Raw genomic sequence first — 12,094 nt, 5'->3', positions numbered from 1 at the left:
AATTTCTTTCTTTGAACTTTTGCCTTTTTCCTTTTAACTTTTACTTTCTTCAACCGGGAAAAACTCTTTAGTTTTCCTTGAGTATTTCCAAGCAACGCCATCCGGATCCCTAGTGCGACTCCATTCTGGAAAATCTGGATCATCTCGCCGCTTATAAACAGTGCTGGAATAAACATTGAGGCGCTTGGCAAGTTCTGATTGAATCAGAGAGCCAAAAACCAATTGTTTTTCCAGCGGTTTTTTTGTTTCCTCTGGGGTAGACTGCTGCGGTGGTAATTCAGGTTCTGATTCTTCCAGATGTGCCTGGGGTGGCGGTGGTGCTAGAAATGGTAGGGCGTGCTGGGCAACTGGTTGAGGAGCAAGTTCTTTCGGTGGTTCGCTACTGTCAAGTATGCTACCTAAAGTACTCGCTGTGATAAAGTAATAGATTTTGCTTCCGTCTTCCGAGTTACTGGTGCTGGCACCAAATTCTGCTGCTTTCGTATCTAGATAGCGTTTTGCTGCTTCGCCAGGAAAATTTCCCTTGATTGCCAAGTCCATTGGCGTAATCCTGCCTTGGTTTTCCCGAATCAGTTGATGGAAAGTCGGGTTCACTTTTTGGCACCACTGTTGCCACCTGTAAAGTTGCCAGACATTGAAAGTCAGGACGAGCAGGATGATACCCAACCAAATTCGCCAGGTAGCAACAAAGAAAATAATCAAGAACGAGATAGGCAAAAGTAGAACTAGAAAACCCTTGCCGTAGGTTTCTATTGTTTTTTCACTCATGCCGATGACTGCCAAGTGATTGTGTTTGGAAATAATAATATATCTTGGCAAAAATTGGGGACATTATTTGTAATACTTTGTCTATTTGCCAAAAATTTTTCCTGGCAAAACCCAACCAAAGGTGTAAGCTCCTTTTAGCAAAGCAGTTTATGTGGAGCGTGGAAGGTAGATTGCACTCGATGTTCAATGGTGGTTTTTGGAAGTTGCTGCGGCGTTGTTTGCTGATTGGTAGGGCAAAAAGTACTTACCATGCTGGCAAACATGAATTGACAGAGGATTTTTTTGCCGTCATAACACAGGCGAGCAAACCACTCTGTAACGCATTCCTCACGGTTAAAAACCGGGGGCAATTCGAGTGCCCTGTACGGTAGCGGCTTAGTTCCTATTCAGGTTCTGAAACACAAATGCCGAGCCTCCAGGCGTGGTTACGATTAGAGGGTGTACTCACCCCCACCCCCCTGAAACACATTGGATTGCAGATCTGTTGCAAGCAATATGTTTCTACCCCTAGCCGAGACATATCGCCGTCTCTTGCCTACGGTCGGGCCGTTCCTGTCGGGTCAACAGTGCGTTTCCTATTTCGGCATAAGTGTATTGTCGCAGATTTTTCGTGTTGTTCGGTGGATATTGAACGGCAATTAAAATTGCCTACGGGCTTCCTCCCCATGAATAGAATTCAGGGGCTTCCGCCCTCCGACTTTCGGTAAGTGTATGGTTCTCAATTTCACAAACAGCTAGGGCATCATTTCCTTGAGTGGCTGCTGTATTCGGCTGTGCGCGTGTTGTGACAACATACGTTTCCCGAAGAAATGGTTTAAATCCCCGTTTTAGGTAGTTGGTGAGTGCTGCTGGATAGTCCTCTGTAATAATAATCACGTCCAACTTCACAATACAGATAACGGTAGAACGATGCAGGACAATCAAAAATTTGGGTGATATGTAGGCGATCGCCTACAAGATTCACCACTGGCTTATGCTCATCGGGTGATAGCATTTGCAGGTAAGTTCTTGTAGCTTCGATGCTTTCATACTAAAAATTTTGCACCAAACTAGGCTGGCTAAGTTGAACTCGATTGCTTTTTGGACTTCATACCCTATAATAATTTACCGACCTGTCTGAGTATTAAACCTGCAATCTTGACGACTTAATCAAGAAATTGTCTATAAAAATACTGTTTTGTATTATGCGTGTCGCTTCATAATTAAGAAATTTATTTAGATAGGTTTGCACTATATCTCCTAACGTAAAGACTGGATATCTACACTTGTAATCTCGATACAATCCCAGGGCAGAAGATAAATTTTTCTGACTTTGATAATAATGATGATTTAGCCAAGCAATCAGCCGCAGCTTATGTCAGGAGTTATCAATGCATCTAGAACCTATTGTTTCTTTTGCCATACTGTTAACGGTCATCTTAATTGTCCCTCTCATCTTTGAGCGACTGAAGCTGCCTGGATTGCTGGGGCTACTGGCAGCTGGTGTAGTCTTAGGACCGCATGGATTTCATCTTCTCCACAATGAGTCGGAAACCCTCAAACTACTCTCTGGCATTGGGCTGATTTACCTGATGTTTGTGGCGGGGCTGGAAATTGACATGGAGCAGTTTGAGCGAACCAAGCATCGTTCCATCGGCTTTGGTACGTTTACCTTCCTTGTGCCCCTGATTGTCGGAACAATAGTGGGGCGGATATTTGGTTTTGGTTGGAATGCCTCATTTTTGATAGGTTCTTTGTTTGCCTCCCACACCCTGCTGGCATACCCAATCATCAGTCGGCTGGGAGTGATTAACAATGAAGCAGTGACTGTCACCATCGGTGCAACTATCTTTACAGACATCGGCTCACTGCTGGTACTGGCGGTATGTATCGGTATCCATCAAGGAGAATTTTCCACGTTTAGCCTAGTCAAGCTGCTGTTAGGGCTAATCATCTACTCTGCGGTCATCCTGTTCGGCTTTAAGTGGTTGGGGCATGAATTTTTTCGGCGAACCGGAGACGAACAAGGAAACCAATTTTTGTTTATCTTGCTGGTGGTCTTTATATCCGCACTGGGAGCAGAAGTTATTGGGGTAGAAAAGATTGTCGGGGCATTCCTAGCAGGATTAGCAGTCAATGAGGTTATCGGTTCTGGACCTGTGAAAGAAAAGGTGGTCTTTGTCGGTAATGTCCTGTTCATCCCAATTTTCTTCGTTAGCTTGGGCTTGTTGATTGATATTCCCGCATTTATCAGCAGCATTAGTTCTATCTGGCTGACCTTGGCTATCTTAGCAGGTTTAATTGGCAGTAAGTTCACAGCAGCACTCCTGGCAAAGTTGGTTTACCGCTACAACTGGCGTGAGATGATTACGATGTGGTCGTTGTCTCTGCCACAAGTGGCGGCTACGCTGGCGGCGACTTTGGTAGGCTATCGCGCAGGGTTGTTAACTGAAAATGTGCTGAATGCCGTGATTGTTCTGATGATAGTGACAGCGACATTAGGACCTTTAATCACTTCCCGAAGTGCAGCTGGGTTGACCATAACGGACACGACTCCCGAGACAACTGGGTCAACGCTTGGCTGGAAGGATGACCCAGCCGACGCGTTGACAGTGGTTGTACCTGTTCGTAACCCGGAAACGGAGAGGAATTTGATTGAAATGGCGGCACTGTTTGTACGCCGCGAATCAGGTAAGGTTGTCGCCCTAGCGGTGACGCCTGCTCATTTACACATGGACGCACCAGAGTTGGAGAATGACATCCAGCGAAGCAAAAACCTTCTATCTAATGCTGTAGACCTCGGTCGGGAATTTGGGGTAGAAGTGGAACCTGTGGCACGCATCGACCAGGGTATTGCTCAAGGTATTAGCCACGCCAGCCGAGAGGAAAACTCTAACTTGATTGTCATGGGCTGGGGCATAACTACAGGATTGCGTGCCAGGCTGTTTGGTGGTGTCATTGATAGAGTTCTTTGGGCATCTCATTGCCCTGTCGCTGTTACCCGTCTGTTAGATTCCCCTAGCAACATCCACAGTATTTTGATACCTATTGAAAATCTCACCCAAGAATCGGTGCGGATTGTGCGGTTTGCTCAGATTCTGGCGGATGCCAATCAAGCAGAGGTAACGCTGCTGCACGTGTGCGATCGCCGTACCTCAAACGCCCGCATTGCCTGGATGAAATCGCAATTGGATCTGCTGGTTTCCCGACATTTCCCCCAAAGCCGTACCACCATTAAAGTTATGCCAGCGGATAATGTAGTGAGTGCCATCCTGAACACAGCAAAATCCTGTGACCTTGTCGTGCTGCGATCGCGTCGTCGTCGCTTAAGTATAGGTCAAGTTGCCGTCAGCGACGTTACGACTGATGTGGTACGGCAACTCCAGTGTTCGGTAGTGCTGCTAGGAGAGCCACAAGGCTACCAAGCGAGTATACGTAAAGCCAGAGTGACTATTAAAAAGGTATCGTCTCCAACAGTTTCATAAGTGTGTCGTTTGTCTCTTCCCATAGGGGGATGTGTAATTTCATAAAAATAGCTAATCATGATAACCCTCTAGGCTATGCCCTAAGTATGAATTGCTGCCAGTAGCAATGGAAATCAAAATCAAGATAGATGCTCTTGTGATTGGAATAAGTCGAAGATAGAACCAAAAAGCCGTTTTTCGCTCTTCATTCTTCCCGAAAGTCATGACATTCAATTACGATCTGTTTGTAATTGGTGCTGGTCCTGGAGGACTAGCAGCAGCTAAAAAAGCAGCAAGCTACGGTGCGCGTGTCGCTATTGCTGAAAAAGAAGCGATTGGTGGCACTTGTGTCAATCGCGGTTGCGTACCCAAAAAACTGATTGTCCAAGCTGCTGACTTGGCGCTGCAAAACCAAATGGCGCTAAGCTACGGTTGGAGTGACTGCGAAACTTACTTTGACTGGACGAAATTTATCAAATCCGTAGATCAGCACATCGAAAGCATTCACCAGTCCTATTTTGAACAGTTGCAAAAAGCAGGAGTTGAACTCATTCGGGGTGATGGCACCTTCCGAGATGCTCATACTGTAGAGATTAATCAATCCGAATATACAGCTGACAAGATTTTAATTGCTGTAGGCGGGTATCCCATCAAACCAAACATTCCAGGCATTGAATACGCCATCACATCCCGCGAGATGTTTCACTTACCCTACTTACCTCAACGGTTCGCAATTATTGGCGGTGGCTACATTGGTGTGGAATTTGCCAGCATGATGAATGCTTTTGGGTGTGAAGTTACAATCATCGATCAAGATGAGACAATTTTATCAGGGTTTGATGATGACATCCGCATTGGCGTTCAAGAAGGTTTGAGCAAACGGCGAATTCGCTTTATTGGCAACAGCACCGCTAAACAAATCAAATACTCAGAAGAAAGACTGCTGTTAACCACGACTGGCGACTCTCGAAAAACAATTGCAGCAGATACTATACTCGTTGCTACAGGGCGCGCCCCAAATACCAAAAACCTTCGTTTAGAAAATGCTGGAGTAGAACTTGGGGAAAAAGGCGCAATCAAAGTCGATGAATACAGCCGCACAACTGCGGAAAATATTTTTGCCGTAGGTGATTGCACAAATCGCCTGCAATTAACCCCAGTCGCTAGGGCAGAAGGTATTGCTTTTGCCAACACAGTTTTCGGCAAAAAACCGCAAAAAGTCGATTATGAGCAAGTACCTTCTGCTGTTTTTGCTCGCCCAGAAGCAGCAAGTGTAGGTATGACGGAGGCAAAAGCACGCGAAACATTTGGTGAATCTGTCAAATGCTACTGCGATCGCTTTCAACCTTTACTCTCTCAACTCACTGATAAGAACGAACAAGCTACCATTAAGATAGTTGTTGAAGGTGAATCTGAGCGTGTTTTAGGCGCTCACATGGTTGGTGAACACGCAGCAGATATTATTCAAAGTCTCGCTGTTGCCATTCGTAAGGGTATTACCAAGCAAGACCTAGATGAGACAATTGGCATTCATCCAACAACGGCTGAGGAGTTTCTTCTTATGTCCCTTTAAGGGAATAACTTAGTCCTGCCTCAAGACCTTTTTCAAAGGATACCATCTTACCCTACGACATGTGAGTTTCGTTGGTAAAGTGGTATCAAATTTTTTTGATGACTCTCAAAGGAAAGCTTGATATGACATATGATTACGACCTATTTGTCATTGGTGCCGGTTCTGGGGGTTTGGCTGCTTCCAAACGCGCTGCAAGCTATGGGGCAAAAGTAGCGATCGCCGAAAATGATTTGGTGGGCGGAACCTGTGTGATTCGTGGCTGCGTTCCCAAAAAACTTATGGTTTATGGCTCCCACTTTCCCGCATTGTTTCATAATGCAGCAGGTTATGGCTGGAAGGTAGGTGAAGCACAACTGGATTGGGAACATTTCATCACAACAATAGATAAGGAAGTTCGGCGACTGTCACAACTGCACATCAACTTCCTTGAAAAAGCAGGAGTCCAACTGATTCCAGGTCGCGCTACGCTGGTCGATCCGCACACTGTAGAGGTGGACGGACGCAAAGTCACAGCAGACAAAATTTTGATTGCTGTGGGAGGACGTCCCCTCAAACCAGATTTACCAGGGATGGAATATAGCATCACCTCGAACGAAATCTTTCACCTGAAAGAACAACCAAAACATATCGCCATCATTGGTTCTGGTTATATTGGCACGGAATTTGCCTCTATTATGCGCGGATTAGGTAGTGAAGTGACGCAAATTATCCGCAAAGACTTGATTTTGAAAGGCTTTGATGAAGACATCCGGCTTGAGATACAAGAAGGGATGATGAACCAGGGAGTACGGTTCATCAAGAATACCCTGGTAGAAGCCGTGGAACGCGTACCAGAAGGCTTGAAGCTGACGTTATCTGGAGAACATACTGAACCAATCATTGCCGACGTATTTTTAGTCGCAACAGGTCGCTCGCCTAATATAGAAGCACTAAATTTAGAAAACGCTGGAGTTGATGTCGTTCCCAGTTCTATTGAAGGACCTGGGTATAGCACCATGAATGCTATAGCGGTTAACGAATACAGTCAAACTTCCCAAGAGAATATTTTCGCCGTAGGTGATGTTACTGACAGAATCAATCTCACTCCTGTAGCCATAGGTGAAGGTCGTGCTTTTGCAGATAGTGAATTCGGCAATCAGCGCCGTGTCTTTAATCACCAAAATGTCCCCACAGCCGTATTTTCTACACCCGAAGCTGCTACAGTCGGTTTGACCGAAGCTGAAGCACGTTCTCAATTAGGAGACGACGCAGTCAAAACCTATCGCACTCGCTTCCGCCCGTTATTCCACAGTTTGACAGGTGCATCAGAAAAGACAATGATGAAGTTGGTAGTGGATGCCAACACCGACAAAGTGCTAGGCGCTCACATGGTGGGTGAAAGCGCAGGTGAGATTATTCAAGGCGTGGCGATCGCTGTGAAAATGGGCGCAACCAAAAAAGACTTTGATGCCACCGTCGGTATCCATCCCACATCAGCAGAAGAATTCGTTACCATGCGGTAATTGCCTTGCACTACATCTACCTTCACGGCTTTGCATCGAGTCCTAATTCTGCCAAAGCACAGTACATCTGCACTTACTTTGCACAAGCCAATATCAAGCTGAAAATTCCCGATTTGAATGCTGGCGATTTTTCTCATTTAACAATCACTCGCCAGCTTTCTCAAGTTGCGTCCCAATTCAGTCATGATTCTACGCCAGTCACGCTCATTGGTTCCAGTTTGGGCGGTTTGACATCTGCCCATCTGGGACAGCAATATCCACAAGTGCAACACCTCGTTCTTTTGGCACCAGCTTTCGGGTTCTTATCTCATTGGTTGCCTAAGTTAGGAGATGAGACACTACAGCGTTGGCAAAAAGAAAAATATCTCATGGTTGACCACTATGGAGACGAGAAAAAACTTCCTCTAAGTTACGATTTCGTAAAAGACGCTAGTCAATACAAAGAAGAGGCATTGCAACGCCCGATCCCCACTCTTATCCTGCATGGACGACACGATGATGTGATTCCCATTCAAGCCAGTCGCGACTTTGCACAAAAGCGTCCTTGGGTAGAGTTGATGGAACTTGACAGCGACCACGGTTTAGGTAATGTTATGTCAGAAATTTGGCAGGCAATTCGGATCTTCTGCCAGTTACCGTGAAGGTGTATAATCAAAAATTCTTAGTCATTTGTTGATTATTTTTTACTAATGACCAGTGACTAATGACCAATGACCAATGACTAATGACTAATCATGCTGCCATTCATCAGGTCAGATTTAGCCCAATTTACCGCTTACAAACCTCACCCCAGTAGCAATACGAATCAAGGCGTCCAACCATCAACCCAAATTGACCGGCTGGACACGAATGAAAGCCCGTACGATTTGCCACCACAAATCAAAGAAAAACTGGCTGGGACTTTTGAGCAACTGATCGAGACGAACCGTTATCCTGATGGCGGACATGAAAAACTCAAAAGTGCGATCGCTGAGTATGTCAATGAGTCGGCGAAGCTCTCGCCATCTGTTTTCACTGCTTCCCATATTTCTGTTGGCAACGGTTCGGATGAACTGATACGCTCGATACTGATTGCCAGTTGTTTAGGGGGGCAAGGCTCGATTCTGGTTGCTCAACCTACTTTTTCCATGTACGCTATTTTGGGGCAAACTCTCGGAATTCCTGTTGTGACGGTAGGGAGAGAGGCGAATTTTGAAATTGATTTACAAGCAGCCCAAGTAGCCATAGAACAAACTCAAAATCCCCCCATCCGGGCAGTTTTTGTCGTTCATCCCAATTCACCCACTGCGAATCCCTTAACTCAGGCAGAGTTGGCATGGATCAGAAGTCTGAGCGAGCATATTCTCGTTGTCATTGATGAAGCTTACTTTGAATTTAGTCAGAATACCCTTGTTGGTGAATTACCACAGCGTCCTAACTGGGTGGTGTTACGCACGTTTTCTAAAGCTTTCCGGTTAGCAGCATTGCGCGTTGGCTATTGTCTTGCCCATCCGGAATTGATTGCCATTTTAGAAAAAGTTCGCTTACCCTATAATCTTCCCAGCTTCTCATTAACGGCAGCAACAGTTGCTCTAGAAAACCGCACACTCCTGTTGGAGTCAATTCCCCAAACGCTGAATGAACGAGCCAAACTCATTCAAGCTTTATCTCAACACTCAACATTACAAGTTTGGGAAAGCGCGACGAACTTTGTTTACGTGCGTCTCAAACCAAATGGTTCTCACTCACAAGACGCTGCTATAAAAATTATTCACCAAAACCTTAAAGCTGCTGGCACTTTAGTGCGGGAAATCAACGGAGGATTGCGGATTACTGTAGGGACTCCAGAGGAAAACGTCCGGACACTCAATCGACTACAAGCTGCTTTAGTTGATTTAAGTTGATTTAAATAGATAAAATTTAAATGAAATTTAATCTTTGATGAGTATTAAGACAAAAGCACTCTGTTGCGAGTTATTAAAATCTCGTACATGTTAGATATGATGTAAAATTTACCTCTATTCGAGTTGTGCCTTAGTCAAGCAAAAACAGCGAAAACTCACTCATCAAAACTGCCATCCACGTCACTGCCTAAACGGCGTAATATTGCCACCGTTTGTGGCAGCACACCCACTAAAAGGGCAAATGCTTCATCTGGCAATTGAGTCACCATTTCTGGTGGAAAGTATTGTTCAAATTGGTCTAGTATCTTCTGGACTCGCTGCCCTGGTACTGGGTTTTCTGTAATTTGTTTGATTAACCGAATCCACTGTCGCCTAATTAAGTAGGCTTTCTGCCGTTCCTCATGAGATTCAGGATTTAATAACGACAGGTTGCCTATGGGCAATGCTCCTCGACAATCACGATCGTAATCGCCGCCTACAGCCGCCCCAGGACCAGCAAATTCAGCATGGTAACGTTTGAATAGTATTAAACCATTTCGCCTACGACTGTTAACCATGAAAACTTTTCCACTGAGCAGCATGGTTAGAAGATCCGAGCCATAGGATTGCTCAGTTCCATCGGGCATGACAATATAGTCAAGGAAACTGGTGTCAGGATAATAAGTAGATACCATAGCAGTCTGATAGCGTTGATGCTTTTCGCTATCCATCTTTTCTCAAAATTTGAATGAGTTTGGTAATTGGCTGCACTTTAGATAGAGAACGATTTTGTTGCGGGATCAGCGTTTTGTATTTTTCTTACTATCAAGAATTGAGTGGTGGATTTGAGTAAGAATAAATAGACCTTTTTTCGTAATTGAGTAATCATATTCTATGAGATTTAACTGCATTTGTCTCCAACCCAAGGAGTATTTTTTTAAAGTTTTTATAAAGATAAATATCTGAAATACGAAGTTCTTGTAAGGATTTGAAATTTTTTTGAGCGTCATTTGCCTGATGTCATAAATATATAGTCTCTCTTATATAAAAACTATTTGCTATTTATTTTGTTATTGAAATACTAGATTTATTATCTAATATATACCGTATAAAGCCATAAAACTTTCATAAAATAAAAATAAATATTTTTGTTCTAATATATTAATAAATATCTTTGCATAGAAACTCTAAATTATTTTTTTAATGGAAAACATATTATATAATCAGAAAAACTCTATCAATCAATACTGATTGGAAAAATAGTTAAATCGCTATACAGTGATATAAAGATTATAAAATTTTTTTATGAGCTTTGTTTAAGTATATTTACTTAATTTAGCTAAATTTTTCATAAAAATATTCTTTCTGGCAGCCCCTGTATTCTATGTATGGTGCCTAAACAGACGGTTGTATTCTAGTCGCCGTCAAATATCTTGATTTTGCATATTTGAATATGCGATAGCGTTATATACTCAAGCAATGATTTAAGCTTGCACGAAAAAGTTTTAGAAGTCTACACCAAACGCCATAAGACTCACAAAAAAACAGAATTCAAATAGCTGAGTCAATATTTAGGTGCTTGTGCAAAAGAATCTGGCGTGAGCGTCTTAAAAAGAATGCATCAAAATGGGATTCGACTTTATGCACCTGATATCCCAGCTTGAAATACAGCTGCCCAGCCTGATGGTTATTTTCCAAAACGTGGAGGTATAAATCTTGGAATCCCCAGGAAAGGGCAACTTTTTCACAACCTGTCAGTAACCCAGAAGCAGCGCCCTGTCTGCGGTATTTTGGGTGTACAGCTAAATTAGACAAGTAAGGAAAACTCTTACCTACTTGTGTCCAAGAATCACTAAAACGCACACCCAATTCTACAGTTCCAACTAAGTTGCTTGCGGCATCAGCAGTCGTGTCAATGGCAACTAAGCACACGTGATGAGGCGCAGGAGATGCCAAACGATGCCTTAAATCTTCGTATATACCCAAACGCAATAATGGAAAAAGCCACCCGAATAAACCACTTTGGGAGTGAAAGCTTTCGGCAATGATTTGGGCAACATCAGTCAAATCAGCGGCAGTTGCCGCACGAATTTGGAATTGGCTTGACGAAGCTGGGAGGGCGGCGGCTGAGACTGGTTTTTGATGAGATGAGTGAAAAAACGAGGGTTTCAAAGCTACTTTAGTTTTGATTTTATGCTACAGAAATATTCTCAAATTTCCTAAAACACCATCAAACCTGTATGAAAACTTTAAATTGGCTCATAGATACTGGATATTGTTCCTCTATACTTAAGCTTCAGAGCATATCCAACAATCAGGAAAAAAGCAACATATCTGGCACTGTTTTTTGTAGTATAATCTGCTGCAACAAGCATTGCCTACAAAATTTTTTGACAAACACATCAGGGCAAAATCTGGTCTCTAAGCAAAACATTGCTGTGTGCCCAGTAGGATAAAGGCAATGATTGAAAAAGTTACTCAGGGCTTATGCAAGGGAACTGGTGGACATTTTGATAACTCAGGGTTCAGTACTTATAAACCCTATACTATCGGCAATGATTCAGCATAGCGGGCTGATGGTCGTGATTGCTAAATTGGAAGTGGGTATTTGTTCAATAGTATACTTTGCTCTTTAATTTTATTGTTGTATTGCAAACTTTACCATGATTGCTGTAAATAAAACTTATTTGCAAATGTTAACGTTAGTGCTGCGGTGGGAAAACTGAATATGCGGCAACAAGTTAGATTTTTCACCCAGGGTTGAGCGCTGCATACCTTGTTTGACAGTTCTCGCTCTTTGGTGAGGAGAGATTTAGCAACTAAGCAACTATTGTATAAGGTTAAAGCGGGAGCATCAACGTAATTGGGGTGCACCAAAGCAAATGGGAATCTACATAAGCTATTGAGGCAATTGGTTGTCAGGAAAAGCTTTGATTGTGAGCAGTT

Annotated in this window: 10 protein-coding genes; 6 read left to right on the top strand and 4 right to left on the bottom strand. The window is 43.5% G+C overall.

The features are described from left to right. Positions 1-33 precede the first annotated feature (33 nt). Positions 34-768 (bottom strand): hypothetical protein, encoded by a 735-nt coding sequence (locus tag AACT52_RS27270; protein ID WP_073627646.1) that lies wholly within the window; start codon positions 766-768, stop codon positions 34-36. A 149-nt stretch (positions 769-917) separates the two neighbouring features. On the opposite strand from AACT52_RS27270, the gene AACT52_RS27265 reads away from it, so the two are divergent. Then, entirely contained in the window at positions 918-1,139 is a 222-nt protein-coding gene (locus AACT52_RS27265) for a hypothetical protein (RefSeq protein WP_096549324.1), read from the top strand. Between the two features lie 443 nt (positions 1,140-1,582). On the opposite strand, the gene AACT52_RS27260 is transcribed toward AACT52_RS27265, so the two are convergent. Continuing rightward, entirely contained in the window at positions 1,583-1,762 is a 180-nt protein-coding gene (locus AACT52_RS27260) for a hypothetical protein (RefSeq protein ID WP_143172713.1), read from the bottom strand. Positions 1,763-2,138: 376 nt separating this feature from the next. On the opposite strand from AACT52_RS27260, the gene AACT52_RS27255 reads away from it, so the two are divergent. The 5 genes from AACT52_RS27255 to AACT52_RS27235 all read left to right on the top strand — a co-directional run bounded on the left by AACT52_RS27255 (position 2,139) and on the right by AACT52_RS27235 (position 9,169). Next, positions 2,139-4,232, top strand: coding sequence for a cation:proton antiporter domain-containing protein (locus AACT52_RS27255; protein WP_073627640.1), 2,094 nt, complete (start codon positions 2,139-2,141; stop codon positions 4,230-4,232). Between the two features lie 202 nt (positions 4,233-4,434). Beyond that, positions 4,435-5,784 carry a glutathione-disulfide reductase gene (gene gorA, locus AACT52_RS27250; protein ID WP_073627638.1) on the top strand — a complete coding sequence of 450 codons (1,350 nt, stop codon included), beginning with the start codon at positions 4,435-4,437 and terminating at the stop codon, positions 5,782-5,784. 122 nt (positions 5,785-5,906) lie between these two features. Next, positions 5,907-7,286, top strand: coding sequence for a glutathione-disulfide reductase (gene gor / locus AACT52_RS27245; RefSeq protein WP_073627636.1), 1,380 nt, complete (start codon positions 5,907-5,909; stop codon positions 7,284-7,286). After that, complete coding sequence (locus tag AACT52_RS27240) at positions 7,286-7,927, top strand: YqiA/YcfP family alpha/beta fold hydrolase (RefSeq protein WP_073627634.1); 642 nt, start codon at positions 7,286-7,288, stop codon at positions 7,925-7,927. Before gor ends, AACT52_RS27240 begins: the two co-directional genes overlap by 1 nt. Before the next feature lie 93 nt (positions 7,928-8,020). Next, positions 8,021-9,169, top strand: coding sequence for a histidinol-phosphate transaminase (locus tag AACT52_RS27235; RefSeq protein WP_073627632.1), 1,149 nt, complete (start codon positions 8,021-8,023; stop codon positions 9,167-9,169). Between the two features lie 155 nt (positions 9,170-9,324). Here the strand turns inward: AACT52_RS27235 and AACT52_RS27230 are convergent, their stop codons facing one another. Together AACT52_RS27230 and AACT52_RS27225 are read right to left on the bottom strand one after the other, a co-directional pair. After that, on the bottom strand, positions 9,325-9,879 hold the full coding sequence (locus AACT52_RS27230) for a hypothetical protein (protein ID WP_073627630.1): 555 nt from the start codon (positions 9,877-9,879) through the stop codon (positions 9,325-9,327). A gap of 820 nt (positions 9,880-10,699) precedes the next feature. Further along, a complete protein-coding gene (locus AACT52_RS27225; RefSeq protein WP_073627626.1) occupies positions 10,700-11,320 on the bottom strand; it encodes a GNAT family N-acetyltransferase in 621 nt (206 codons plus the stop codon). Between the last annotated feature and the right edge of the window lie 774 nt (positions 11,321-12,094).

The sequence above is a fragment of the Scytonema sp. HK-05 genome (genome assembly GCF_963872035.1).
Classification (GTDB): domain Bacteria; phylum Cyanobacteriota; class Cyanobacteriia; order Cyanobacteriales; family Nostocaceae; genus Kalymmatonema.
The sequence above is the reverse complement of the archived record's forward strand: the minus strand, read 5'-3'. Positions and strand labels throughout refer to the sequence as shown.